This is a genomic window from Mangrovibacter phragmitis, from assembly GCF_040429585.1.
In the GTDB taxonomy this organism is placed as follows: Bacteria; Pseudomonadota; Gammaproteobacteria; order Enterobacterales; family Enterobacteriaceae; genus Mangrovibacter; species Mangrovibacter phragmitis.
Map to the genome: position 1 here is coordinate 1,253,709 of NZ_CP134782.1, position 25,033 is coordinate 1,278,741.

Annotated in this window: 23 protein-coding genes and 1 pseudogene; 16 read left to right on the plus strand and 8 right to left on the minus strand. The window is 49.1% G+C overall.

The window, feature by feature from the left end; all coding sequences use genetic code 11:
* The first annotated feature begins 30 nt into the window (after positions 1 to 30).
* The 5 genes from MPHASIOC01_RS05995 to MPHASIOC01_RS06015 all read left to right on the plus strand — a co-directional run bounded on the left by MPHASIOC01_RS05995 (position 31) and on the right by MPHASIOC01_RS06015 (position 6,217).
* A complete protein-coding gene (locus tag MPHASIOC01_RS05995; protein ID WP_353614177.1) occupies positions 31 to 1,419 on the plus strand; it encodes an aldehyde dehydrogenase family protein in 1,389 nt (462 codons plus the stop codon).
* Between the two features lie 284 nt (positions 1,420 to 1,703).
* Positions 1,704 to 3,296, plus strand: a complete 1,593-nt coding sequence (locus tag MPHASIOC01_RS06000) for a methyl-accepting chemotaxis protein (RefSeq protein ID WP_064593527.1) — start codon at positions 1,704 to 1,706, stop codon at positions 3,294 to 3,296.
* A gap of 45 nt (positions 3,297 to 3,341) precedes the next feature.
* Positions 3,342 to 4,268 carry a glutaminase B gene (glsB, locus tag MPHASIOC01_RS06005; protein ID WP_064595415.1) on the plus strand — a complete coding sequence of 309 codons (927 nt, stop codon included), beginning with the start codon at positions 3,342 to 3,344 and terminating at the stop codon, positions 4,266 to 4,268.
* Between the two features lie 18 nt (positions 4,269 to 4,286).
* Positions 4,287 to 4,670, plus strand: a complete 384-nt coding sequence (locus MPHASIOC01_RS06010) for a DUF4186 domain-containing protein (protein ID WP_064593529.1) — start codon at positions 4,287 to 4,289, stop codon at positions 4,668 to 4,670.
* Between the two features lie 125 nt (positions 4,671 to 4,795).
* Positions 4,796 to 6,217 (plus strand): GGDEF domain-containing protein, encoded by a 1,422-nt coding sequence (locus MPHASIOC01_RS06015; RefSeq protein WP_064593531.1) that lies wholly within the window; start codon positions 4,796 to 4,798, stop codon positions 6,215 to 6,217.
* 80 nt (positions 6,218 to 6,297) lie between these two features.
* Here MPHASIOC01_RS06015 and MPHASIOC01_RS06020 read toward each other — a convergent pair whose 3' ends face one another.
* The gene (locus MPHASIOC01_RS06020) at positions 6,298 to 7,194 is read right to left on the minus strand and encodes a GntR family transcriptional regulator (protein WP_064593533.1); all 897 of its coding nucleotides are present in this window, start codon (positions 7,192 to 7,194) and stop codon (positions 6,298 to 6,300) included.
* Positions 7,195 to 7,386: 192 nt separating this feature from the next.
* Between MPHASIOC01_RS06020 and MPHASIOC01_RS06025 the strand changes: the two genes are divergently transcribed.
* The 8 genes and pseudogenes from MPHASIOC01_RS06025 to MPHASIOC01_RS06060 all read left to right on the plus strand — a co-directional run bounded on the left by MPHASIOC01_RS06025 (position 7,387) and on the right by MPHASIOC01_RS06060 (position 14,929).
* A complete protein-coding gene (locus MPHASIOC01_RS06025; RefSeq protein ID WP_353614178.1) occupies positions 7,387 to 8,838 on the plus strand; it encodes a tagaturonate reductase in 1,452 nt (483 codons plus the stop codon).
* Between the two features lie 313 nt (positions 8,839 to 9,151).
* Positions 9,152 to 10,078, plus strand: coding sequence for an extracellular solute-binding protein (locus tag MPHASIOC01_RS06030; RefSeq protein WP_064593536.1), 927 nt, complete (start codon positions 9,152 to 9,154; stop codon positions 10,076 to 10,078).
* Positions 10,079 to 10,095: 17 nt separating this feature from the next.
* Entirely contained in the window at positions 10,096 to 10,857 is a 762-nt protein-coding gene (locus MPHASIOC01_RS06035; protein ID WP_064595417.1) for a molybdenum ABC transporter permease, read from the plus strand.
* 333 nt (positions 10,858 to 11,190) lie between these two features.
* On the plus strand, positions 11,191 to 11,589 hold the full coding sequence (locus MPHASIOC01_RS06040) for a DUF350 domain-containing protein (protein WP_064593537.1): 399 nt from the start codon (positions 11,191 to 11,193) through the stop codon (positions 11,587 to 11,589).
* Between the two features lie 9 nt (positions 11,590 to 11,598).
* The gene (locus MPHASIOC01_RS06045) at positions 11,599 to 12,243 is read left to right on the plus strand and encodes a DUF1190 domain-containing protein (RefSeq protein WP_064593539.1); all 645 of its coding nucleotides are present in this window, start codon (positions 11,599 to 11,601) and stop codon (positions 12,241 to 12,243) included.
* A 2-nt stretch (positions 12,244 to 12,245) separates the two neighbouring features.
* On the plus strand, positions 12,246 to 13,406 hold the full coding sequence (locus MPHASIOC01_RS06050) for a glutathionylspermidine synthase family protein (RefSeq protein ID WP_353614179.1): 1,161 nt from the start codon (positions 12,246 to 12,248) through the stop codon (positions 13,404 to 13,406).
* 30 nt (positions 13,407 to 13,436) lie between these two features.
* A pseudogene (locus MPHASIOC01_RS06055) lies at positions 13,437 to 13,917 on the plus strand (GrpB family protein).
* A 424-nt stretch (positions 13,918 to 14,341) separates the two neighbouring features.
* Entirely contained in the window at positions 14,342 to 14,929 is a 588-nt protein-coding gene (locus MPHASIOC01_RS06060) for a hypothetical protein (RefSeq protein ID WP_353614180.1), read from the plus strand.
* Between the two features lie 43 nt (positions 14,930 to 14,972).
* On the opposite strand, the gene MPHASIOC01_RS06065 is transcribed toward MPHASIOC01_RS06060, so the two are convergent.
* Positions 14,973 to 15,662: an RES family NAD+ phosphorylase gene (locus MPHASIOC01_RS06065; RefSeq protein WP_353614181.1), complete on the minus strand. Its 690-nt coding sequence runs from the start codon at positions 15,660 to 15,662 to the stop codon at positions 14,973 to 14,975.
* Positions 15,655 to 16,329 carry a hypothetical protein gene (locus MPHASIOC01_RS06070; RefSeq protein WP_064593546.1) on the minus strand — a complete coding sequence of 225 codons (675 nt, stop codon included), beginning with the start codon at positions 16,327 to 16,329 and terminating at the stop codon, positions 15,655 to 15,657. Before MPHASIOC01_RS06070 ends, MPHASIOC01_RS06065 begins: the two co-directional genes overlap by 8 nt.
* A 232-nt stretch (positions 16,330 to 16,561) precedes the next feature.
* Between MPHASIOC01_RS06070 and MPHASIOC01_RS06075 the strand changes: the two genes are divergently transcribed.
* A complete protein-coding gene (locus tag MPHASIOC01_RS06075; RefSeq protein ID WP_353614182.1) occupies positions 16,562 to 17,671 on the plus strand; it encodes an NADH:flavin oxidoreductase in 1,110 nt (369 codons plus the stop codon).
* Between the two features lie 138 nt (positions 17,672 to 17,809).
* Here MPHASIOC01_RS06075 and MPHASIOC01_RS06080 read toward each other — a convergent pair whose 3' ends face one another.
* The 3 genes from MPHASIOC01_RS06080 to MPHASIOC01_RS06090 form a co-directional block, all read right to left on the minus strand.
* Positions 17,810 to 18,397, minus strand: a complete 588-nt coding sequence (locus MPHASIOC01_RS06080; RefSeq protein ID WP_405027766.1) for an RNA polymerase sigma factor — start codon at positions 18,395 to 18,397, stop codon at positions 17,810 to 17,812.
* Positions 18,398 to 18,402: 5 nt separating this feature from the next.
* The gene (locus MPHASIOC01_RS06085) at positions 18,403 to 18,837 is read right to left on the minus strand and encodes a hypothetical protein (protein ID WP_231889137.1); all 435 of its coding nucleotides are present in this window, start codon (positions 18,835 to 18,837) and stop codon (positions 18,403 to 18,405) included.
* A gap of 82 nt (positions 18,838 to 18,919) precedes the next feature.
* A complete protein-coding gene (locus MPHASIOC01_RS06090) occupies positions 18,920 to 19,843 on the minus strand; it encodes an IS5-like element ISSpu11 family transposase (protein ID WP_353613135.1) in 924 nt (307 codons plus the stop codon).
* 344 nt (positions 19,844 to 20,187) lie between these two features.
* On the opposite strand from MPHASIOC01_RS06090, the gene MPHASIOC01_RS06095 reads away from it, so the two are divergent.
* Both MPHASIOC01_RS06095 and MPHASIOC01_RS06100 read left to right on the plus strand, forming a co-directional pair.
* Positions 20,188 to 21,291 (plus strand): Fic family protein, encoded by a 1,104-nt coding sequence (locus tag MPHASIOC01_RS06095; RefSeq protein WP_353614183.1) that lies wholly within the window; start codon positions 20,188 to 20,190, stop codon positions 21,289 to 21,291.
* Between the two features lie 479 nt (positions 21,292 to 21,770).
* Positions 21,771 to 22,685 carry a LysR family transcriptional regulator gene (locus MPHASIOC01_RS06100; protein WP_353614184.1) on the plus strand — a complete coding sequence of 305 codons (915 nt, stop codon included), beginning with the start codon at positions 21,771 to 21,773 and terminating at the stop codon, positions 22,683 to 22,685.
* 111 nt (positions 22,686 to 22,796) lie between these two features.
* On the opposite strand, the gene MPHASIOC01_RS06105 is transcribed toward MPHASIOC01_RS06100, so the two are convergent.
* Positions 22,797 to 23,129 carry a helix-turn-helix domain-containing protein gene (locus MPHASIOC01_RS06105; RefSeq protein WP_036113252.1) on the minus strand — a complete coding sequence of 111 codons (333 nt, stop codon included), beginning with the start codon at positions 23,127 to 23,129 and terminating at the stop codon, positions 22,797 to 22,799.
* Between the two features lie 522 nt (positions 23,130 to 23,651).
* Positions 23,652 to 24,992, minus strand: a complete 1,341-nt coding sequence (locus tag MPHASIOC01_RS06110) for a carbohydrate porin (protein ID WP_353614185.1) — start codon at positions 24,990 to 24,992, stop codon at positions 23,652 to 23,654.
* Positions 24,993 to 25,033 lie beyond the last annotated feature (41 nt).

Consider the following 25,033-nt stretch of genomic DNA (forward strand, 5'->3'; position numbering starts at 1 on the left):
GTGGCCGGGTAGCAAACTAAGGAGCATCTTATGACCGCAAAAAATTCCAATAGCCAAACCTGCGCTATCAACCCGGCAACTGGCGAAGTGCTTTCATCACGGCCTTATGCAAGCCAGGCGCTTATAGAGCAAGCAATTACCCGGGCTGCCAGTGCCAGCAAAGTATGGGGTAACACGCCACTGACACAGCGTGCAGCTGCAATTACTCGCCTGGCAAGTGTGCTTGAAAGCCAGGCTCAGACACTGGCTCAGACAATTACGCGTGAAATGGGTAAGCCGATTCGCCAGTCCAGAGCGGAAGTGGCTAAATGTATTAACCTGTGCCACTGGTATGCAGAGCATGGTCCGGGGATGCTGGCGAACCAGCCAACTCAGGTACCCGGTCAACAGGCAGAAATCGCCTTTCGCCCACTGGGAGTGATTCTGGCGGTGATGCCATGGAACTTCCCACTGTGGCAGGTATTACGTGGTGCTGTACCAATGCTGATTGCCGGAAATACTTATCTGCTGAAACATGCTCCTAACGTTCCGGCAAGTGCCGGGTTACTGGCTCAGGCATTTATCGATGCGGATTTTCCGGTGGGAGCTTTTGCAGAAATTAATGCCAGTAATGACGGTGTCAGTACACTGATTGCCGACCAGCGGGTAGCTGCTGTGGCCTTAACGGGGAGTGCGCGTGCTGGTGAGGCCATTGGTGCTCAGGCAGGCAAGGCACTGAAAAAATGTGTGCTTGAACTCGGTGGCTCTGATCCCTTTATAGTATTAAACAGCGCTAACCTGGATGATGCGGTAAGCGCTGGTGTGGCCGGGCGTTTTCAAAATACCGGGCAAGTTTGTGCCGCCGCGAAACGGTTTATTGTTGAAGCCGGTATTGCTGAGGCCTTTATTGAAAAATTTGTGGCTGCCACCCGTAACCTGGTAGTGGGCAACCCAGAAGACGAGCAAACCGATATTGGCCCGATGGCGCGTTTTGACCTGCGTGATGAACTGCATCGCCAGGTAGAAAATACGCTAAGCCAGGGCGCAACCTGTGTTCTGGGAGGCGAGAAACTGCCTGGTGAGGGAAATTATTATGCCCCAACAGTACTCACTGGTGTGACACCAGAAATGACGGCCTTTCAGGAAGAGATGTTTGGCCCGGTGGCGGCAGTGACCATTGCCCGGGATGCAGAGCATGCGCTGGAACTGGCAAACCTGAGCCAGTATGGCCTGTCAGCAACAATCTATGGTGATGAACATCAGGCTTTACAAATGGCAGGGAAGCTGGAATGCGGCGGGGTATTCATTAATGGCTACAGCGCCAGTGATCCGCGGGTTCCTTTTGGGGGTGTAAAACGTAGTGGTTTTGGCCGTGAACTTTCACATTTTGGGCTTTATGAGTTCTGTAATATCCAGACGGTCTGGAAAAATCGCTGCTGACGTCAGTTGATTGTGTTTCTTACACCTTAATTAAAACGCCGGAAGACCGCACTGTGCTTCCGGCAACCCGGTACCGGTTAATTTCTGGTGTTTTTGAAGTGTATATGCTGTGTTAATTTTTATTTATCAATTGATTATAAAATGTTTTCTATGTAACTGACTGGCCTGGGTACCCAGTTGGTTTGTGCCGTCAGACCTGGACTTTGTTGTCACTAAAACGTCATCTTCCCCCGATACACTCACTGCATATTTCGCTTTCTTTTCACATTTTCTTAAGTTAAATCATGAAGATAAAATTAATAAAGGCATTACTGCCACAGCGATTTCATTTCCGGGGTATGGGTTTGCTCAGCGGTCTGGTTTGTGTCATTGGGTTGTTCTTGCTGGTTCAGGTGATATCCACCACCGGACTGGCCTTACTGTTAGGCCAGGTGCGCGCGCAGGTGGCTCAACAGGCGGTTGACCAAAATGCCCAACGTCAGATGGATGAAGCCCGTGTTGGACTTTTGACAGCAAGCGACCTGGTTAACCGCGCTGGTGTCTGGTTTATGCAGGATAAAGAAACGGGCTCGGTAGGTAGCTGGAACAGCCTCGCGGATGATGCTGCTTCGGCGTTGAAAACCAGCCAACGGGCATTTGAGCTGTTTCGCCAGCAGGCACCTGGCACTCAGCAAAATAAGGCGCTTATCCAGAGTTATCTGCAATTCTATGGCGGCCTGAAAGAGCAGGTCGACAGCCTGCGGGAAACCCAATCGATAGACAGTTTCTTCGCAGTGCCTGTACAGGCATTTCAGGCGCAATTTAACCAGGATTTTGCGCAATACAAAGCCGGTCGCGACCAGCAACGCCAGCAGGGAGACAAACTGTTACTGGCGGGGCTGAACCAAATGCAGACGCGTTCACTCAGCGCCCTGGTTGTAGTGCTGGTTGTGGCGATTTTTACCGGTAGCGGGTTGTTGTTTTGGGTTATTCGTCCATTACGGCGTTTGTTGCAACACCTCGACAGGCTGGCTGATGGCGATTTATCTGTGCTGCCAGCGACCCCGGTACGTTTTAACCGGGAAGTCAGTGAGCTCTGGCAACGCCTGATGGCAATGCAACAGGGTCTGCGGCAAGTGGTCATTGATGTACAGAGCGCAACGCACAATATGGCCGGGCAAATTGCCGCCATGCATGATGAAAACCAGGTGTTATCCCTTCAGGCTACCGAGCAAAGCCATATGCTGACTAAAGTTACCGATGGCATGCGACAGTTGTCAGGCAGTGTGGATGAAAATACCCGTTTTGCGGGTATCGCAAATCAGCGTGCCGACGAAGCCCGTAGCATAGCCCGCGGGGGTGACGAGATGATGCAGGCTGTTAACAGTTCTATGCAGGCAATTGAAGCGCAGTCTGATGAAATGCGCGGTATTGTCTCAATGATTGAAACTGTTGCCTTCCAGACCAATATTCTGGCGCTTAACGCCGCTATTGAAGCCGCTCATGCCGGTAACCATGGGCGAGGGTTTGCTGTGGTGGCTAAAGAGGTGGGTATTCTGGCACGTAAAAGTACGCACTCAACACAAACAATACAGCAGTTGATCAATCACTCTCTGGAAGGCATCTCTCAAGGGGCAGGTGCTGTTGCCCGCCTTGAGCAAAATCTTGCGTCAGTAACACAACTGGTTACTGCGATGACCAGCCTGCTCAATGATATTGCCGCCGCGTCATTACACCAGGGAGAGAATATCCAGATGGTCACCGGCCAGATAACTGCACTGGATGAAGTCGCCAACCGCACGGCGAACCTGGTGCAGCAAAGCCAGGTGGGTGTAAGGCACCTTTATGAAGGTCAGCAGCAGCTTACCACTGCGGTGGCGCGTTTTCGTTTAGCCTGACCAGGTGTATACTGCCCGCCACTTTTATTGGCAGAGGTGGCGGGCGTGGCACAACACTTGGATAATCAGTTACTGGCGCAGATACTTGAGACTGCCAGACCTTTAATCGGCAAAGGGAAAGTTGCCAGTTATATTCCTGCTCTGGCAGAAGTTTCAGGAAATAAACTGGGCATTGCCATCACCACTGTCAAAGGAGAGCGCTTTCAGGCCGGTGATGCCAGTGAGCGTTTTTCGATTCAGTCGATTTCCAAAGTGCTCAGCCTGGTGCTGGCAATGACACGCTACGATGAAGACGAGATCTGGTCCAGGGTGGGGAAAGATCCTTCTGGTCAGCCGTTTAACTCCCTGGTTCAGCTTGAACTGGAACAGGGGAAGCCGCGTAATCCTTTTATCAATGCGGGTGCGCTGGTGGTCTGCGATATGCTGCAAACACGCCTCAGTTCGCCGCGTCAGCGCATGCTGGAAGTGGTTCGTCTGCTCTCTGGTGTACCTTCACTCACTTATGATGAGCGTGTGGCCCGCTCTGAATTTGAACATTCAGCCCGCAACGCAGCCATTGCCTGGTTAATGAAATCATTCGGCAATTTTCATAATGATGTCACAACGGTGCTGCACAACTATTTTCATTATTGCGCCCTGAAAATGAGCTGTGTGGAACTGGCCGACACGTTTATGTTTCTTGCCTGTCAGGGGTGTACACCAGCCTGGCCATACCCCGTACTGACCCCACAACAAACACGCCAGGTTAATGCACTGATGGCAACGAGTGGTATGTATCAGAGTTCAGGTGAATTTGCCTGGCGCGTTGGAATACCCGGGAAGTCGGGCGTTGGTGGCGGTATCATTGCCGTGGTTCCTCATGAGATGTCTATTGCTGTATGGAGCCCGGAACTTGATGACTTTGGTAATTCTCTTGCGGGGGCCGCAGTGCTGGAAAATTTGATTGCGGCACTGGGGCGCTCTGTTTATTAAAAAGAGGGTGCAACTAAGATGGAATCCATGGAGGTACTTTTTCAGCGCCTTGGGCGTTCACAATTTCGCAGCCGCTTTCATCTGGGTGTGAAAGAGCGTGAGTATTGTCTGAAAAAGGGCCCCGAGGTTGTGTGCCAGCACGCGGCAGATTTTATTGCAAAGCGACTGGCTCCCGCCAGTATTCCTAATGACGGGAAACAAACACCTTTGCGCGGGCATCCGGTTTTTATCGCCCAGCACGCCACGGCGACATGTTGCCGTGGGTGTCTGGCCAGGTGGTACGGGATCCCCGCAGGTATTCCACTGACTGAAAAGCAACAGCATGACATTGTGGGTGTTATCTATTATTGGCTGCATTTACAAATGATTCAGGAACCAGATAATCTGAAAAAAACGCAGTGACAATGGCAAAGCAGGGAAAATAAATCGGATAAAACTGTTAAAATTTAGGTTATATTCGAATTGTTTTGATTTGTTAAGCGGCGGTGTAAACCGCAAAAGACGGGTTCTCAATTCGAAGTAAAATAATGGCGAAAAATCGGTTTCTTTCCCGGGAAAAGCCGCTTACCAGCGCGGTTTCTCTCTTTGTTATCACCACAGTATTTTACTTTTTCGGTGCCAGTTTACGGGTGGTCGAAGCGCTATCGCTTTTCTGGCCACTTAATGCAGTACTGGCGGCCGTTTTTATTCGCTATCCTTTCCTGAATAATCCGTTTTATTACGCATTGTGCTATGCGGCAATGATAATTTATGACGGAGTAACCACGTCCTGGGGCACGGCATCACTGCTGATTAACTTTTCCAATATGGTGTTTATTATCACCGTGTCATTGTTGGTTCAACGCGAAAAGCGGCGCTCGACCATTGCTTCTCCACTGCCGGTTCATGCCCTGAGCCTGTTTAATTACTGTATTTTTGCTGCTGCGTTATGTGCCTTATTTGGTGCTGTTGGCTCAATGCCCGTAGATCGCCACGCGTTTTATCCGCTATTTGCCGACTGGTTCAGTGAACAGTTTTCCACTGGGGTGCTGATCCTGCCTTGCCTGCTTTCTATGGCTCGCCCACAATGGCCCCGCCTTAGCCTTGAAAACCTGTATCCGCTGCTTGGCGTGGTTGTGTGCATGGTGGCTTCAGTGGGGATTGGGGGAGCCGGAAGTCTGGCCTTCCCGTTGCCTGCGTTAATTTGGTGTGCCACACGCTATCCACTGCCTTTTGTGTGCCTGATCACACTCATAACCGGGATGACGGAAATTGTACTGGTGGCAAATTCTATTATCGAAATCCATATGACATCGCCGCTGTACGTCAACCAGATGTTCTCCGCGCGTTTGGGGATTGCCACCATTGCATTATGCCCGTTGATGGTGTCGGTGAGCGTAGAAACCATCAACGCGCTGGTGCGTAAGGCATCACGCCGGGCGGATTATGACTACCTGACCCAAGTCCTCTCACGTTCAGGGATTTACGAGAAGCTGCGCAATGAGTCAGATTGCCTGGCACCCAGTAACCGTCAACTGGCGGTAATACTACTGGATATTGATCACTTCAAAAATATTAACGATACCTGGGGGCATGACTGTGGGGATAAGATCCTCGCTGAGTTCGCCGCAGTTGTAAATAAAGTGGTGGGCGATAAAGGCTGGTTTGCCAGAATGGGTGGGGAAGAGTTTGTGATTGTATGCCCGGCGATGTCCAATGCAGATGCCATTCTGCTGGGTCACCAGATTCGCGAACGGGTAGAACAGCACCAGTTTGCCTGGAAAAACCATATTCACCATATAACGGTAAGCCTTGGCCTGTCCTGGACTGCCTGCGCTTCTGCATCGCTGGAAGCCTGCTTTAACGCGCAAATGACGGAAGCTGACCGTTACCTTTACCAGGCAAAACAATACGGACGCAATCAGCTTTGCGCCCAAAACGTTCCCGTTATGGGCCGGGCTGCATCATGAAGGTGATGCCAGGTTTTTGTGACATTGTCACTTTTGGTGGGTGTTTGTACTGCGAAGGCCCTGGTAATCAGCGCGTTGGTTTACTGCCGTAATGACGCAATCATATTCACTTTGGCGGTATTCAGGTGGTTACGCAATGCCCGTGATGCCGCTAAATCATCACCACAAATCATCGCGCTGAGAATCGTCATGTGCTCATCCACCGCCACAATATTTCGTTGTTTTAAATCACTTTCATCCCACTGGTAGTGGAAATGGAAAATAACAGAAATAATCTCAAGCGACTGGTTAAAAAAGATATTGTTTGCGGCTGAAAGCAATAGCGCGTGGAAGTCACGGTCCAGACTGGCAAACATGCGGTAATTGTCACCGATCGTGCCACGCATTGTTCTGTGGCGGGCCAGGAGATCTCTTGCCTGCAGCCAACTGGGGTTGTCGGCTGGCAGATTCATGAAACGCTGCAAAGAATGGGTTTCCAGCATTTCGCGCAACTCAAAGAGCTGCTCTGCCCAGGCTTTATCAAACACTTTCATTCGCCACGTACCCCGACGTTCACTTTCAGTCAGCGAATAGCGGCTGAATTTCAGCAAGAATTCACGCACAACTATCGGGCTGACTCCTGCCTGTTTTGCCAACTCAACTTCGGTGAATTGATCCCCTGCACGTAACTGCCGTTGGTTGATCATCTGGTAAAACGTGCGTTCAAATATCCGTTGTTGCGCTTCGGCGGGCACCCGGGTTTGTTGGTAGCCATCCTCTTCCTGCGGCATGCGGACAATAACATATTGCCCTTGCTCCACGACCAGAACCTGGCGCTGTACCAGGTGTTCCAGAATATGGCGTACAGTGGTGCGGCTGATATTGAACATATCAGCCAGCGCATTTTGCGAAGGTAACGGCGATACCAGATGGCCGCGAACCAGGCTTTCAATAAACTGATTAATGACGTTGTGGCGCAGGTTTTGCGTCCGGCTCATAAGCAGTATCGTTTCAGTAACAAAAGAACAATTAAATACCAATTAAAAACCACTTAGTGTGATATTGATCGCATTGCCATACTAAAGGAGAGGGTATTTCAGGCCGGATCAGGTGAGATGTGCAACAGAAAGCGTAGCCGGTTATAGCCGGTTTACCATGACTCCACAGTTTGCATAATACAGGACTACATCGTGAAAACCCTTAATCGTCAAGATTTTCCCGGCAACGCTTACCCGGATCGTATCATCCAGTTTGGGGAAGGTAACTTTTTGCGTGCTTTTATCGACTGGCAAATTGACCTGCTGAACGAAAAGACCGACCTCAACGCCGGGGTAGTGATTGTTCGGCCGATTGACAGCAATTTCCCGCCGTCATTGAGCACTCAGGATGGTCTGTATACCACCATTATTCGTGGTCTGAATGATCGCGGTGAAGCCGTCAGCGAATCCCGCCTGATTCGTTCGGTAAACCGTGAACTGAATGTCTACCAGGACTATGATGAATTCCTGAAACTGGCGCATAACCCGGATATTCGTTTCGTTTTCTCAAATACCACTGAAGCGGGCATAGCCTGGCATGAAGGGGATACATTTCAGGATGCACCAGCTGTCAGCTTCCCGGCAAAATTAACCCGCCTGTTGTTTGAACGTTACAGTCATTTCAATGGCGCAAAGGATAAAGGTTGGGTGCTGATCCCTTGTGAATTGATTGATTATAATGGTGAAACACTGCGCGAACTGGTACTGCGCTACGCCATTGCATGGAATCTGCCTGGCGCATTCAGCCGCTGGCTGGAAGAGTCCAATACATTCTGCTCTACGCTGGTGGACCGTATTGTTACTGGTTATCCGCGTGATGAAGCCAGTGCCATTGAAGAATCACTGGGTTACCACGACAGTTTTTTGGATACTGCTGAACACTTCTATTTGTTTGTTATCCAGGGCCCACAATGGCTTGCCAGTGAGTTGCGCCTCGACCAGTTGCCACTCAATGTGCTGATCGTCGATAACATTAAACCTTATAAAGAACGTAAAGTTGCTATTCTGAATGGCGCTCATACAGCACTGGTACCGGTGGCATTCCTGGCCGGGTTAAACACTGTAGGTGAAGCCATGTCTGATGGTGAAATCTGCGCTTTTGTTGAAAACGCCATTCGCGAAGAGATTATTCCGGTGCTGGATCTCCCGAAAGATGAGCTGGAATCATTTGCCCGTGCAGTTGTTGGCCGCTTCCGTAACCCGTACATCAAACACCAGTTGCTCTCTATTGCCCTCAACGGGATGACTAAATTCCGTACTCGTATTCTGCCGCAACTGCTGGCAGGGCAGGCAACGACTGGCAAATTGCCGGCCCGCCTGACATTCGCTCTGGCTGCGCTGATTGCTTTTTACCAGGGTGAGCGTAATGGTGAAACTTATCCGCTGCAGGATGATGCTCACTGGCTCGAGCGCTACCAGCAATTGTGGGGTGGCGTGCGTGACAAACAGGTCACCGTCCGCCACCTGGTCGACGTTGTGTTGTCCGACAGCGACCACTGGGAGCAGGATTTAACTAACGTTCCTGGTCTTGCAGACCAGGTTACCGCCAATCTGGAATCTATTCTGAAGCTGGGTATGCGTTCAGCGGTAAAACCACTGTGCTAATCCCGTAACCGTAAGATTTATGCAACCCCGATACTGGCAGGCTTGGTACCGGGGTTTTTTATTCGGCGCACTATAGTTACAACATACTTATTGATATAAATAAAACCCTACGCAGTAGCACCACATTAAGGCTCTGCAGTGATGAGAAGGGCAACTGGAAAGCCGTAACAATCAGGTTTTCAAGTGGTTAACTGACCTTGCAGGTTTTCAGAAAAATATTCAATAAATCATAAATACCTATGCATTTGCTCTTGTTCCTGGTGCTTAACAGGCGAATAATTCGTTATGTTATTAAATATATAGCGAGGGGATAATGAATAAAACATTTCGGCCACTGGTCTTATTAATTGGCTTTTGTATTGTGAGCACTTCGGCTATGGCATCGTCCGATATCAAAGTGACTTACGCAGGTTCTATGGGCAAGGTGATGGACCAAAAACTGGGGCCTGCTTTTGCACAACAAAACCATGTGCAATACCAGGGGCAGGGACAAGGCGCTTATGGCATGGCGCGTTTACTGGCCAGTAAAAAAGTGCAGGCAGACGTGTTTGTATCCATCACTCCCGGGCCAATGCAAATACTGAAAGATGCCGGGTTGATTGATACCGCTGTTCCCGTAGCGAGCACCAGTATGGTCATTGCCTGGAACCCGCACAGCCAGTATGCATCTCAGTTTGCTGCTGCCAGTGGTAAAGATGATTCATGGTTAAAAGTACTGGTCGAGCCTGGCGTGAAATTCGGGCGTACTGACCCGGACAGTGACCCGAAAGGCCAGAACATCGTGTTCACCTTGCTGTTGGCCGACAAATATTATCACCAGCCAGGTCTGGGTGAAAAAGTGATGGGCGGAGTGCAAAATCCGGCACAAATTCATATAGAAGGTGGGTTGTTAACCCGGCTTGAAGGCGGCCAGGTTGATGCGGCAGCAGGCTATGAGAGCGAAGTGATTTCCGCCAAACTACCTTATGTGGCATTACCAGATGAAATTAACCTTAGTAATCCGGACATGGCTGCAAAATGGTATGACCAGGTGAGTTTTACCATCAAAGACAGTAAGGGCCAGGACAAAGTGTTGCATACGCAACCATTAGTCTATTACGCCGCTGTTTTGAAAAATGCCCCGGATGGTGTGAAAGAAGGTGAGAAGTTTGTGCAGTTCATGCAGGGGAAACAAGGCCAGTCACTGTTCAAAGAGAGTGGCTATGCTTCACCTAAGGGTTCGGCGCTCTATGCTCAATGATTTTTTTAAGCACAACGATGCGCCGTAATCGCGTTTTTTGGTTGTCTGTACCGGCACTGGCTTTATTGCTGGTGCCTTTTATTACGTTAATTACGCAAACACCATGGATGGGCTTTCATCTCGCCTGGGGCGACGGCGATGCGATAACCGTTTCTCTGACGCTGGGTATGGTGGCGATGGCGGTTATCGTTCTGGCCGGTACACCAGTTGCCTGGTGGCTGGCAAAAGAAGGTGGCCGTGTATCCAGAATTGCGGAGTTAATTGTGCTGGTTCCGCTGCTAACTCCACCACTGGCAATGGGTATTTTACTGGTTTCCGCCTGGGGTCCCTACAGCATACCAGGCCTGGCACTTAGCCGTTTGGGAATGTCATTAGTGAATAACCCTGCGGCATTTGTGTTAGCTCAGGTCTATGGTGGGTTGCCGTATTTTATCATTGCCGCACGCTCTGCTTTTTATGGTGTGCCTCAGTCTATTTTAGAGGCCGGGCAAACCCTGGGGGCGGGGCGGTGGCAACGGTTCTGGCATTTAGCTTTACCAATGGCAAGTAAAGGGCTTGCCAGCGCAGTGGCACTGGCGTGGGTAAGGGTCGTGGGCGAGTTTGGTATTGTGATGATTTTCGCCTTTTTCCCCCAGGGAATGCCGGTAAAACTATATATCAACTTACAAAATGACGGGATCAATGCTGTCTACACACTTGTCTGGTTGCTGTTGCTGTTCACTCTGCCATTGCCTTTATATTGCTTTTCACGGGCACGCAATGTATCTGGTGTGAGATAGTTGTTATCTCTGGCTTATAATTCCATTTAAATTGTCATTTGTGGTTTTTTATCACAATTGTTTGCCATTGCTTGCACAACTTTGAATGTGGGGCTTACTATTAAACAAGATGACTAAGCCCTATGCTTTCTTCTTGATAGTTTCCACCTTGCCTGAGGTGGCTTAGCTTTACTCTGACCCGCCTGTGGCGGGTTTTTTGTTATTTGAACGCTGGAATGTGTCTAAGGTAAATCTCAGGATTGTTCCCCCCGAATAAGTTACAGTGTGTGGTTTTTATTGATGCGAAGTATTGCCTGAGATAATATTCAGTAAATAGTTAAAGGACTATAATATATGCATATCATTGACGCACTACTGGCTTTTTGTGCTTATTTTTTCATCGGTTCTGCTCTGGTTGTGTTATTTCTAAATGTTTACTCTAAAATAACTCCACATAATGAGTGGGTGCTGATCAAACAAGGGAATATGGCGGCATCACTTGCTTTTAGCGGCGTGCTTCTGGGGTATATTATTCCACTTGCCAGCGCGGCTATCAATTCTGTAAGTATTCCAGATTACCTGCTATGGGCTGTAGTTGCCTTTATTGTCCAGTTGCTTGTCTACGTGGGTGTTCGCCTCTATATCTCTGAATTAAGTGAAAAAATAACTAATAACCATACTGCGGCAGGTCTGTTTATGGGCGCAGCTGCTTTGGCCGGTGGGATTTTAAATGCGGCCTGTATGACTGAATAGTGGCAACTTATGTCGAAGAAAAGAAAAAGCAAACTGAGTTACAAGAGTACCGCACCAGGTCAATACGCAATTAGTTCTACTCGTGGTTCTGGGAATCCATTTGAAAAAAAGAAAAGCCCCTATGCAGGAACATGCCTTAAATTGGCGATTATGGGCGGAGCGGCTTTTTTCGTCATGAAAGGATGTACCGATAACGAGTCATCGGATAATGACGGTGATGGAGTATTCTATTCAACAGTACAAGATTGTATGAAAGATAATAATACACTCGATGTTTGTACTGATGCCTGGCTTAATGCCGAGAAATCTTTTGTTGGCGAAGTGCCTGGTAACCTGACGCTTGATCAGTGCCAGCAGCAGTTTGAAACGTGCCGTTTTGATTACACCAGTTACAGCTGGGCCCCAGTTATGGCGGGTTTCTTATTGAGTAAGCATGTGCGCAAGGACAAAGATGAAGATCATGCCTACAGCAGTGGCGGGGGAACTTACGCATCACGCCCTGTGTGGAGAACAGCTGATCGCAGTTTTGCCTGGCATGTCGGCCGCGGGGCTGACAGTGAGCGGCGCGGCATAAAATTTTATACACGTAAAGTTGCAACTTTGTCTCGCGGTGGCTTTGGTCGCTCAGCCCACGGTGGGCACTGGGGAGGATAGGGATGTTACGCCACGATGTACCTGTGCGGCCTGCTCTGGATAAACTCGCACACCAGCACGGTTTCGATTTTCATGTTATCGATAATGAAATGTACTGGGATGAACGCCGTGCCTACCGTTTTACATTGCGCCAAATTGAAGAGCAAATAGAACAACCCACCGCAGAACTCCACCAAATGTGCCTTGATGTGGTTGACCGTGCGGTTAACGACCAGCAGATGATGGAGCAACTCGCTATCCCGCCGCTTTACTGGGATGCAATCGCCCAGAGCTGGCACCAGCGTGACCCCTCGTTATATGGCCGGATGGATTTTGTCTGGTGTGGGCAGGCCCCGGTTAAGTTGCTCGAATATAATGCCGATACGCCAACTTCACTGTATGAGTCGTCCTATTTTCAGTGGCTGTGGCTGGAAGATGCACGCAACAACGGCATTATTCCGCGTAATGCAGATCAGTATAATTCCATTCAGGAACGGTTGATTGCTCGTTTTGCGGAACTCTATTCACCAGAACTGCTGTATTTTTGCTGTTGTGAAGGCAGTAATGAGGACCGCACCACGGTACTGTACCTGGAGGATTGCGCCAGGCAGGCAGGGCAGGAGACACAATTTCTGTATATGGAAGATATTGGGCTGGGCGTTGGTGGAGAGCTAACCGATCTTGAAGATCATGTGATTCGCCGGGCATTCAAGCTTTATCCGCTGGAATGGATGATGCGAGATGAAAACGGTCCTTTATTACGTAAGCGACGCCAGCAATGGTATGAGCCATTATGGAAAAGTGTGCTCAGCAATAAAGGCCTGTTACCTCTGTTATGGCGTTTTAACCCAAATCACCCCAATTTGTTGCCCGCCTGGTTTGATGGTGAAAAGTCCCTTTCTGCACCAGGTGAAAGTGTGGTGCGCAAGCCTCTGTTTTCTCGCGAAGGGGGCAATATTACTGTATTAGACAGCCAACAGTATGTTATTACCCAAACAGATGGCAATTATGGCGGTGAACCTGTTATTTATCAGTCATTTAAACCATTGCCACGTTTCGGTGACAGCTACACGCTTATTGGTAGTTGGGTAATCGACGACGAAGCTGCTGGCATAGGGATTCGTGAAGACAGTTCACTAATAACTAAAGATACTTCACGCTTTGTACCACATTATATTGGTTGAGCTATACATTTAAACATAAGGTGGGCAATGATGAGAACCATCACTGTTGTTGCATATGATCCCCGGTGGCCTGAGATGTTCACGGCAGAAAGCCAGTTGTTACAGCAGGCATTGCCGGGTATAGCCAAAGCCATTCATCATATTGGAAGTACTTCGGTGCCGGGTTTAGCTGCCAAACCTGGCTGAACTGGATGCGTGTAATACTCAAATGGAGCAAGCTGGCTATATTGCTCGTGGCGAGAACGGCATTGCCGGCCGGCGGTATTTTGTTAAAGGTGGTGAGTAACGCAGCCACCAGATGCATGCGTTTGTTACTGGTGATGAGCAGATTATAAAGCATGTAGCACTCCGCGATTATCTGCTAACCAACAAGCAGGCAACTGAGCAATATGCCAGAGTGAAGTACGCAGCAGCGCAGGAATGTCATAACGATGCTCAGCGTTACTGTGAATTGAAAGCGGGCTTTATTGAACACCATCTGCAGTTGGCAATGTTGTGCCGGAAATGGTAGCCGGGGGAACAGGTCCGCGGGTGCCTGGTTACCGGGAGTAAAATCCTGAAGGTCGAGTTTCGATAGCATTTGTAATAACAGGCTGCAATTGCAACCGGGTGATGAAACGTACAGATAAAGCTGTTTAAGAGATTCAACGACCAGGACAATGACAACCGCGAAATGCCAGATTCCACATTAGTACATCTTGGTGCGCATAATGTATATTATGTTAAATGATATTTACCACCTATATTAGTTCATAGCTCCTACAATACCACGGTTAATCATACCGTTACCCTGCTCATCTTCTTTCAATGCGCACTGAAGAATACTGTTATTATCTAACCTCATGGATTGAAGGAGCTATCTGAGATGAACTTCCCTGGTCAGAAATCACCTGACAAAGCGCTACCTTTCCCCTCACTAAGCACAGAGTATCCACATGTTGAAAGTATTCTTCCGCCGTTTACAACACTGTAACGACGTGGCGAGCAGCATCAATCAGGCCAGCATTGCCCAGCTACACCAGTTGAAAGCACAGTTGGCTGAACAGATGGGGAAACCGGTTGGTCTGCATACCATGGGTTTTCCTGCTGCTATCAGTACTCTGGGTATTATTGTTAGTTTTGCTCTTCCACAACTGTGGTTGGGTTACGGTGTACTCGCTGCCCTGAACCAGCCTGCCGAACGGGTGTTTGTGTGGGTTACCCTGGTCGCGCTATTTTTTGCCGGCATTAACGGCCTGACTGTGTTTATGATTGGTAAAGGCAGTATGCGTGCCCTGTGGTTACACCTCGCACTGGCAGTGATAAGCCTGGTGTTGACGATAGTCTGGCTGGCTTCTGTACTGGCAGGCGCTAATTCGCCAGGTATTGATTTGGTAGCTGTGTTGTTGAGTGTTGCCATGCTGCTATTAAGTGGTGGCTGTATTTTGTCTGCGGCCTTCTATAAGATGCTGCTCTTCGCTCTGCATAACAGAGCCTGGCGCCAACTGATCCGCCAGACACGAAAGGCTCACACCTTGCGCTAAGCAAAACACCAACATGTAAAAATCCCGCCTGTACCGGCGGGATTCAGTCCCTGCCTGGCACAATCAACACACCCAACCGGGCTGCCAGGCTCAGCACATCTTCGTAAGTGGCGGCGTCGTTAACCAGGCTCTTAGCGCTTCCTGCCGGGCAAAGCGATGCGGGTTTTATTCTGTCACCAAACAATATCATTGCGCGCGCCGTGTCATCCTGTCTCGAAATCCACGCCAGGCCTTGTGCGCTTGTGCATTGCTGGTAAAGTTTTTCGGCCCATTTGCGGGTTACCGGGTATTGATCTTTTTCGGTGTCGATCAACTCTTTGCGGGTGATACCCAGCTTGCGCAGCGGCACTGTGGCAAGATCAAGCAGTTCCAGGTTCTCAGTGACTTCAAGTGCCGAGAGTACCTGCCCGTTGAGCTTGTTTTTATCGTAAGTTTTGAGTCCTGGTGCAAAAGAGACATCGTGAAATACTGTTTCCATCATGGCACAGTCGCTGGTCACGCCAGCGTACAAGGTAGGAATGGGTTCGCCTAGAGCATTTGTTATTGGGCTGAAACGCGCATTGCCCTGCAGGCCGGGGTTAAACTGGTCTGCGGCATACTGCTCAAGGTGCACCCGGTGTAACACCGTTCCTTTATTTAGTAAAAATATTGTTGTTTTTAGCGGGCCCGCATGAGGAAGCGGCGCGCCGCCACCCTGCTCTGTCGTCTTAGTGTCGGTAGAACGCTTAGCCATGCGCTACGCCCTGAACTTCATCCCGGGCGGCATCGATTACCAAGTCTGGCTGTGTGGCCAGCATGTCCTGAGGCCGTTTTCCACCTAAAAAGCTGTTGGCCGACAGAAACCAGAACGCCATACCCCAGCCATCCTTTTGACCACCAAACACCTCAATTACCTTACCCAGCGCTTTCAGCGGACGGAAACCTTCGTTTTTATCCAGCCCCCAGGCCGGGAAATAGTCGACACCGTTATGGTGGATGGCGAAAATGCGCCCGGCTTTCTTCCATTTATTCGGCTGAGCGCTCGGATTCGCTGTGCTCAACTGCGCCAGGTGTGCCAGCTCGGCAGCATTTAGCCAGTCACCACTCTCCAGAACAGCTTTGCGTGCCTGTATCAGCATTGCTGCTTCTTTGATGATATGTGGTGGTGCGGGCGTTGGTGGTACCAGGGCTTCTGCCAGACGCTCAAGTGTTGTACGGCTTTGATGCTGCTGAAACAGGCCATACATGGAAGACGCCACGTTGGACAAATTTTCAAACAGGTGCTGTGTTCCGATATGGTTTTGATGATCAACCGTGATAAGCAGCACTTGCTCAGCCTGAGATTTGGCAAGGCTGACTTTCACTTCTTTTGGGGTTCCAATCAGGGTGGAAACCCCTGTGTGCTCTTTTCGTACACTCATGGATGTTCTCCTGTATGGGTTATCAATATGATTTAATAATACCATATCTGTGATAACCTTCCACAAGCATCTTCAATGGATTCCAGCACTGCCCGGGCAGGCGCTGCCGACTGAATTTCGCCAGGCGCATTCGGCTCCCCGGTACCTGAAGAATGGTGATTAACTTATTGCTGTTGCGGGCAATATTGTTATAACTAGTCTGCTGTGAAACAACTTTAAAAGGATTGTACCGATGTCCGACAACGTACTCTTTTCACCTTTCACACTGAAAGGCCTGACTTTGCCAAACCGTATTGTAATGGCGCCAATGACCCGCGGTATGGCGCCAGAAGGGGTTCCGGGCCAGCCTAACGCCAGTTACTATCGCCGCCGTGCGGAAGGCGAAGCTGGCCTTATCCTGACCGAAGGTACTGTGGTCAACCGCCCTGCGTCACGTAACATGCCTGGCATTCCTTTCTTCTACGGCGAGCAGGCTCTGGCTGGCTGGAAGCAGGTGGTGGACGCCGTACACGCAGCAGGCGGTCGAATTGGCCCACAAATCTGGCATACGGGATCCACGCGAGCCAGCGGAGGATGGGAGCCAGACGCACCAGTTGAAAGCCCTTCAGGCCTGGTTGGTCCGGGCGAGCCGCGAGGTGTCGCCATGACAGAAGAAGATATTGCAGATACTGTTGACGCTTTTGCCCGCGCGGCGGCAGATGCGCAGCGTCTGGGTTTTGACGTTGTGGAACTACATGGTGCGCATGGTTACCTAATCGATCAGTTTTTCTGGCAGGGTACTAATCTGCGCACGGATTCCTTTGGCGGAAAAACTATTGCAGAACGTTCCCGCTTTGCGGCTGATATCGTACGTGCGGTGCGCGCGGCAGTTGGTCCTGACTTCCCTCTCATTCTTCGCATCAGTCAGTGGAAACAGCAGGACTACTCTGCCCGTCTGGCTGAAACACCTCAGGAAATGACCGAATGGTTGGTGCCGCTGGTAGACGCTGGTGTAGACATTCTGCACTGCTCACAACGCCGGTTCTGGGAGCCTGAATTCCCGAATATTGATGGCAGCGAAGGGCTTAACTTTGCAGGCTGGGCGAAAAAACTCACGGGTGCAGCCACTATCAGCGTGGGTTCTGTGGGGTTATCCGGTGATTTCTTTGGCGCCTTTGGCGGACAGGGTTCCGGCACGGCCGGGCTGGATAACCTGTATACCCGAATGGAACGTGGGGAGTTTGACCTGATAGCGGTTGGTCGTGCGCTATTATCAGACCCGCAGTGGGCGCACAAAGTTCGTGCAGGCCGTACAGACGAGCTACTCGGTTTTCGGGCTGAAGACCTCGCGGCGCTGAAATAAGTGGCGGCGCTTACAGCTGCAATTTAATATGTGCCGGCCCAGGCCGGCATGGCATTAAAAGTTTTGTTGAACTCCCGGTTACCTCATGAATTAAATATGCTTCATTCGCCTGTTTTGAGTGGACACTACACAAGCCTCTCAACTTTTTTTGCCAATGTTTTCTGGCGAATTGGCAGATAAATCATCCCAAAATTCCTGCAGGCGAATACGCAAGTAAAGTACGGCTTTGTGTTTTCTCGATAACAGAGCCTGAATACTGGCACCTGTTTCTTCTGCCAGTGCCTGGTAGCTGTAACCGTCAAGCTCCGTCTTTTCAAACACCTCGCGCTGGATTTGCGGGAGTTCAGCCAGTGCGGCAGCCAGTTCATCCCACAACAATGCTTTCAGGTATTCATCTTCAGGGGTTTGCGGTACACCAAACAAGGTTTCTGCCAGCTCATCTTCCGCAAATTCATTTTCATCCCCCTGCACGGCCAGTCCGGAAAAAGGGAGTTCGCGTTTTTTGCGCCCCAAATCGGTTATTTCATTGCGGGCGGCACGAAACAGCCAGGCGGCGACATTCTCGACCGGTTGTTCTACACGAAATAACTGATATGTGATTTCCTGCAGAATATCCTCCACATCATCAGGCCCACGAGAACGGCCACGAATAAAGGCCTGTAACCGCCCACGGCAAGCCGTGAGCGCGGAAACCAGACGTGATTTTGACCCACTCCCGCCTTTCACTTCATTCATTGTTTATCCGAGGTTTTTTCAGCTTCAGTACCCTGATCTGTGTTTTGTGGCGTATTGCATTCCTGGGGGGCTTGCCGTTGGCAGCGGCTGCCCCATTTATCTTCAAACCAGGAACGGCGCTGGCGGATAAATTCATCACGTTGTTCCGGGGTCATTTGCATCCAGCGGTCATGCATGCGCCGGTGCATACCAAACATACCCGGGCGCATACCCAGCCCGCCAAACAATATCCGGCATAAAACTAATAAGCCCAAAGCCTGCCAGAACCCAATACTTTTCACACCAATGATTGTCGGTAATAGAGCATTCCACAGCGACATAACCAGTAGCCCCAGCGCGAAAACCACAATAACACTAATGATTAATGGCTTTGCAAAACGGTGGTGCCCTCTTCTGCCAAAACCCCGGCCATACATTTCAAAATCTCTCATCTTAAAGCCTCATGTTATAGGTGAACGGGCTTTGTTTCCTAAATCGATTCAGCGAACAAAACCCTTCATGATTGTTTAAAAATCAAACTACACGGTAAGTTTCAGGCATGCCTAGCCCTGTGAGCTTGTTCAACGCCTTTATCATCGCGTAAGTTTCTCCTACCTGACCGTTATAATTTCGCAGGCTCAATCTGCCACCTAGTAATTGCTTTACCCTGTACATGGCAGTTTCTGAGATTGACCGCCGATGATAACCATACCGTTTTTTCCACTGTTTATTTGAACCATAAAGCTTTTGCCAACTAACCGCTAAGTTACGCGGATGACCTTGTTCCCAGAGAGCGGCACCTTCCCTCGGTGGAAAGAGTACCAAAGCCCGTTTTCTACGAACGGCATCGTGACAGGCTCTTGTGTCGTAAGCACCATCACCTGAGATATTGCGGATTTTGCGATGGGTTTGCTTGAGCAAATTCGGCATAACTTCAGCGTCAGTGACGCCGGATAAACTCAGTTCCGCAGCAATAATTTCATGGCTATGGGTATCGACAGCGATATGCAGCTTACGCCACACGCGGCGCTTGCCATCTGTGCCATGTTTCTTCACTTTCCACTCACCTTCGCCATAAACCTTCAAGCCTGTCGAGTCGATAGCCAAGTGCTCAATGGTGCCACGCGTCTTGGTTTTAAAAGCAATCTTGACGGTTTTCGCTCGTTTACTGATGCAAGTGTAATGTGGGCACGAAAGCGGAATATCAGCCAGTTTAAACACAGAGTTGATAAAGCCTTGCAACGCTCGTAGTGGCATAGAGAAAACACGTTTAACCATCAGCGCGGTGGTAATGGCTAAGTCGCTAAATACGCGTGGGCGACCTTTCCTTGGTTGCTCGGCCTTGGCTTTCCACTGGGCAATAGCGTCCTCATCGATCCAGAAAGTGAGTGAGCCACGATTGATTAGAGCTTGATTGTATTGCTTCCAGTTGGTGGTTTTATAGCGGGGTTTTGGCATGTTTGATATGTAAGTTGATAGGCTATGCCGATCAGATCAGCGTCTACCGTTTTAGTTCAAACTATTTAGGAAACAAAGCCAGGTGAACGTTCTGTTAGTGAGGTAGACGAATGGCGCGCCAGAATATTGCTAAAAAAATTCATCACCGTGTTTTTGTGTACGGGGCGTGGTCTGTTATGCCTCTTTTATAACCTCCGCTCATGAATCCTGGTTATAATTTATGCAATTGCCCAGGGTGTTTTTTGCCCGTTTTTTTCGCCATTGCCACTCATGAGTCAATTACGCTTTATATTCTACTCACATTGTGAGTAGAATAAGGCTGTTATTTGCCTCAGGAGAACGCTATGTGGATATGGCAACAACCTTTGTGGCCTGAATTTACCTGGGATCCGGCCCCGCTGGTACCATTGCTGCGTGACACCCGCTTTTTACAGGGAAAACTTTATGGCAGCAGCCAGGTATTGAATTCAGCGCAAACCACGCTGGATACCCTGCTGGCGAATATTCTTTATTCAAGCGATATCGAAGGTGAACGTTTACACGCCGGTTCGGTGCGCTCTTCACTGGCAACTCACCTGGGCGTGGATGATGAAATAACCTGGCCGGTTGATAAGCGCACTGAAGGCCTGGTGGAGTCGGCACTGGACGCCATCAATAATATCGATGAGCCTTTAACGGCGCAGCGCTTGCTGCACTGGCACTCACTGTTGTTTCCACCTGAAGATAAGTTGTTTAATGCGATTAAAGGTGGGCAGTTTCGGACTGGCCCGGTACAGGTTATTTCCGGGCGAATAGATAAGCCCGTCATCCATTTTGAAGGGCCTGATGCCATGCGGGTTGCGGGAGAAATGGATGCTTTTCTGCACTGGTTCAACACCAGCAGGCACGATGCCCAGGCTGACCCCATCTTACGGGCAGGTATTGCGCATTTGTGGTTTTTAACCATCCACCCTTTTGAAGATGGTAACGGCAGGATCGGGCGTTTGATCATGGATCTCGCACTGGCTCAGGCGGAGCATAACACGGTGCGTTTATATGCTATGTCGCGCACGATTAATACACACCGTAAAGAGTATTACGCAGTAATAGAACAAACTCAGCGTGGCGATATGGTGTTAACGCCGTGGCTTAACTGGTTTGTGCATATGTTGCGCGTCTCAATTGAGGAAACACTCGGGCTGATTGACCAGACCCTGTTTAAAACCCATTACTGGCAGCGTTTTAACCAGGCGGCGCTGAACCCTGAGCAGATAAAAGTGATCAACCGAATGCTGGATGGTGACTTCCAGGATGGCATTAATAACAGCCAGTATAAAGCAGTCGCAAGGGTCAGCCGCGCCACTGCAACCCGCCACCTGGCGCAGCTGGTTGAACAGGGTTTTTTGGTGGGGAATGAAGGCGGCGGCAGAAGCACCCGCTATTCTTTGCCTGGTAAGGCGAGTGCCTGAATCACTGTTCCCCTTCCCTGCCGGAGCATTAAAGGCTATATCGCCGGGCTTTATTGGCGCAGTAACCCATGGGAAATTGTCACCGCAGAACTCTTTCTTCGCCTGGTAGATAAAGCGCCCAGAAACTGGGGGCTGGAGAATAATATATTCAGCCCTGGAGCAGTAGTTATGTTGACGAGCCCGGTAGTGAACGGAAAAATTACCTGGCATGGAGGCGAGACCAGGCCAATGGCAAATATAAACTGCCATGTCATGAGAAAATAAAAATTCGTGATGGCTGAGATATTATCTGATGATGTAAAACTGGGCCATTACCTGAAAGTAAGTAACATGATATTTTCCCCCTGCTGCGTTGTTCAGTATTAAAATGCCCCTGCAGGGCATTTCCCATTTGTGCGATTAACACACCGCGCTTAACCGTTGGCATTATTTGTCAGGTAAACTGTGACAGTTTTATAAATTGCAAATGGAATCCTCAAATGGATCGACTATCCAGCATGGCAATATATGTCAAGACTGTAGAACAAGGGTCTTTTGCCGCAGCTGCCGATATGCTGAATATGTCCTCTCAACTGGTTGGGAAACATGTTGCAGCGCTGGAAAACCACCTGGGTGTCAGGCTGATTAATCGCACTACCCGCCAGCACAGCCTCACGGAGGCCGGGCAAAATTTTTATGAGCGGGCCAAAATTATTCTGGCGGAAGTTGAAGCTGCGGAATCCTTCGCAGAAGAAACCCGTATGGAGCCAAGGGGGCGTCTGAAAATCAATGCTCCGCATACTTTTGGTATCAACGCCCTTTCACCGTTATTACCTGAATATATGGCGCGTTACCCGGAAGTGTCGGTTGAATTGACGCTCACTAACCGGATGATAGACCTGATTGATGAAGGCTATGATGCCGTTTTTCATGTGGGTGAACTTGAAGACAGTAGTCTGATGGCGCGCGTACTGGCTCCTTACCGGTTGATTACTTGTGCCTCCCCCCGCTACCTGGATAAAGCCGCACCGCTGAATCACCCCGCTGATTTACAGCGCCATGAATGTCTGGTTTTCGCGCACACCTCTCTGAGAACCCAGTGGGAGTTTGAAGGGCCTGATGGACTGATAAAGCAGCCAATTTCCGGGCGTCTCATGATGGATAATGGCGAAGCGCTGGTGAGTGCTGCTCTGGCCGGTTTCGGGGTAACCACACAGCCATCTGAGCTGGTATTACCCTATATTCGTTCTGGTAAGCTTATCAGTGTGTTGCCTGATTACAGTGTGCCGGAACGTCCTTTATATATTGTGTATGCCCAGGATCGTCGTCTGACTCCAAAGTTGCGTAGTTTTCTTGATTTTGCCGTTCAACATTTTGGTGATGACAGTAACCTGTCTGGTGTGCCTTTGGCGTAGCGCAAGGGTTACGGTGCCAATAAAAAACCACTGTATCAGGCAATACAGTGGTGGCCCAGGAGGAGGCAAATCAGATAGCGCACATGAGTGGCTGAGAGTATGGCGTAACGTTTATTTTCGTTGTTCTTTGCGCCAGCGTCCGGGCGGCACATTGAAATAGTGTGAGAAAATACGGGTGAATGTCTGCTGGCTACTGAAACCATACTTAGTGGAGATGGTTAAAATAGAAACTTCATCGTTGGCCAGGTCGTTAGCTGCTTCCTGTATCTTCTTCTTACGAATATAATCCCCTACTGTCATCCCTGTTTCTTCCCTGAACAGCCGCTGAATATGCCAGCGTGAATAACCAGATATCTCCATAACATCAGTTATATTGATGGGATCATGGATATTTTCATCAATCCATTTAACTAAATCACGAATAACATTTTTATGCAGTAACATACATCGTACTCTAAAGATAAATCAAAGAAGATATACCTGTTGTCATTAACACAAATTTGCCGCAAATGTTGGCAAAGTAGAATGCAGGGAGCCAGTGCTCTTAACGTGACCAGTGTAGGTACACTTTTACGCAGGTATAAGTCAATCACCCATGGTTTTATCAACTCATCAGGTGCCATGGGAGGCAGAGGTTTTGAAAATAAATTAATTTTTGCCGGGTTATAATTTTATGCAGGTTGTTACCTGTCTCTTTAATGCGTACTTGTTATCAAAAAGTTCATTTTGTAATGAAAATTCTACCTATATTTAAATTGCGAATAAATGGTTTTTTTATTTCGATACTCAAAACAAAATGTTTTGAATCAGAGACTGGTGGGATAGCTCATGAAAAAAGAGCGATAAAAAAATTCTTTAAGAATAAAAGTGCAGAATATTTTTTAATAGCACATATTGCATAGACATCACTTGTGCAATACCTGTGAAAAAGGCCTGCATATATGCAGGCCCGGGAGTAATAAATAATCAGAAGCTGAGGTTAGCACTAATACCGCCAACAAAGGCATCATCCACTTTGCTTACAGCACCTGGTGCGGCAATGTATTGCAGATTGGGGCGGATTTGCAGCCAGTTTGTTGCCTGGACGTTATAATAAATTTCGTAATTATATTCAGATCCTTTCTGAATCGGTAAATAGGTCGGGCTATTATAGGTCGTTTCACCGTTGTAATAGTTGGTATCACGCAGCATTCTGGTATAGGACGAGTTGACATGAATGCGTCCGGCACCAATACCAATTTCATCCTGCGGACGGGCGTCAAACGGCCCTTTCCACGTCAAAGTAACAGACTGGTAGTTATCGGTTTTAGACGTTTTGTGGTCGTTCATTACTGCCTGAACGGTTAATGTGATCCCCCTGTCAGCAGACCCCCCTTGTGCTGTCAACTGTTGTTGAGCAAGGATGTAACCGCCATATGCATGGGCTGTATCAGTGTAACCACCCTCACGCCATGATCCATATACATTGTCACTGGCTGAAGAGTAGTAGTAACCAATACGGTAATTACCCGGTAGTTTATCTGCACCAAGTTTTGGCTGCCAGCCCAGTTCTACCGGTACAAGGTTGCCCTCTGTTGGGCTGAACTCAAAGCGGAAACCATCACCTTTGTCATAGTTATACGGATTCTGGTTATAGAAACCGACCTGCATAAAGATTTCCGGGGTAAAGTTGAGGCGAACGCGGGCACCCCATTGTGACACTGGCCAGTTATACCAGTGGTCACCACGCCAGTTCCCCGCCTGGCCACTCCCAAATGCCAGGTTCTGGAATTTACTGTCGAAGTTGTCGAAATCTTCCCCAACAGTCAGCCGCCCTGCTTTAACATCCAGGGTATGGTCAAAAAAGCCTTTACGTAGCCAGAACTGGGTTAAGCGCCATGTCTGGCCCCGGCCATACACTTCCTGTACCGAAGATAGTGTCCCGGTACGCGGGTCGCCAACTTCATTTGACAGGTTCTGCCCGTCACGGTTGGTTATGGTTAACTGGAATTCAGTGTCGTTCCAGTTGAGGAGTTTTTGCAGATCCAGGTTAACCCCGAACGCCCACTGGTCACTGTAACGTGCGGTGGTCGATGTGTTATAACCGCCTGCCAGGTTAGATGCACTTTCCATGGTGTAGCCAACATTGAAGTTGACACCATCCTGTTGGAGGTCTGTACGCAACCCGTTCCAGTCACCGAACATCCACGGGGAATCGACACTGAATGCATCGGCTGCCTGGGCAACTAAAGGTTGTGCAGATAAGAGGAAAATGCCTGGTATAACTACTTTTAAAGAGTAATATGCCACTTTATTGAATTTTTTCATGGTATTTATTCTTGTTAAAATCACTAAAAGGAGAATTGAGT

Coding starts and splice junctions, on each gene's coding strand:
- MPHASIOC01_RS06100 (WP_353614184.1), top strand. CDS start 21,771: ATGGATCGACTATCCAGCATGGCAATATATGTCAAGACTGTAGAACAA.
- MPHASIOC01_RS06090 (WP_353613135.1), bottom strand. CDS start 19,843: ATGCCAAAACCCCGCTATAAAACCACCAACTGGAAGCAATACAATCAA.
- MPHASIOC01_RS06015 (WP_064593531.1), top strand. CDS start 4,796: ATGGCGAAAAATCGGTTTCTTTCCCGGGAAAAGCCGCTTACCAGCGCG.
- MPHASIOC01_RS06035 (WP_064595417.1), top strand. CDS start 10,096: ATGCGCCGTAATCGCGTTTTTTGGTTGTCTGTACCGGCACTGGCTTTA.
- MPHASIOC01_RS06110 (WP_353614185.1), bottom strand. CDS start 24,992: ATGAAAAAATTCAATAAAGTGGCATATTACTCTTTAAAAGTAGTTATA.
- MPHASIOC01_RS06010 (WP_064593529.1), top strand. CDS start 4,287: ATGGAATCCATGGAGGTACTTTTTCAGCGCCTTGGGCGTTCACAATTT.
- MPHASIOC01_RS06065 (WP_353614181.1), bottom strand. CDS start 15,662: ATGGCTAAGCGTTCTACCGACACTAAGACGACAGAGCAGGGTGGCGGC.
- MPHASIOC01_RS06075 (WP_353614182.1), top strand. CDS start 16,562: ATGTCCGACAACGTACTCTTTTCACCTTTCACACTGAAAGGCCTGACT.
- MPHASIOC01_RS06050 (WP_353614179.1), top strand. CDS start 12,246: ATGTTACGCCACGATGTACCTGTGCGGCCTGCTCTGGATAAACTCGCA.
- MPHASIOC01_RS06095 (WP_353614183.1), top strand. CDS start 20,188: ATGTGGATATGGCAACAACCTTTGTGGCCTGAATTTACCTGGGATCCG.
- MPHASIOC01_RS06020 (WP_064593533.1), bottom strand. CDS start 7,194: ATGAGCCGGACGCAAAACCTGCGCCACAACGTCATTAATCAGTTTATT.
- MPHASIOC01_RS05995 (WP_353614177.1), top strand. CDS start 31: ATGACCGCAAAAAATTCCAATAGCCAAACCTGCGCTATCAACCCGGCA.
- MPHASIOC01_RS06085 (WP_231889137.1), bottom strand. CDS start 18,837: ATGAGAGATTTTGAAATGTATGGCCGGGGTTTTGGCAGAAGAGGGCAC.
- MPHASIOC01_RS06030 (WP_064593536.1), top strand. CDS start 9,152: ATGAATAAAACATTTCGGCCACTGGTCTTATTAATTGGCTTTTGTATT.
- MPHASIOC01_RS06105 (WP_036113252.1), bottom strand. CDS start 23,129: ATGTTACTGCATAAAAATGTTATTCGTGATTTAGTTAAATGGATTGAT.
- MPHASIOC01_RS06040 (WP_064593537.1), top strand. CDS start 11,191: ATGCATATCATTGACGCACTACTGGCTTTTTGTGCTTATTTTTTCATC.
- MPHASIOC01_RS06045 (WP_064593539.1), top strand. CDS start 11,599: ATGTCGAAGAAAAGAAAAAGCAAACTGAGTTACAAGAGTACCGCACCA.
- MPHASIOC01_RS06070 (WP_064593546.1), bottom strand. CDS start 16,329: ATGAGTGTACGAAAAGAGCACACAGGGGTTTCCACCCTGATTGGAACC.
- MPHASIOC01_RS06060 (WP_353614180.1), top strand. CDS start 14,342: ATGTTGAAAGTATTCTTCCGCCGTTTACAACACTGTAACGACGTGGCG.
- MPHASIOC01_RS06000 (WP_064593527.1), top strand. CDS start 1,704: ATGAAGATAAAATTAATAAAGGCATTACTGCCACAGCGATTTCATTTC.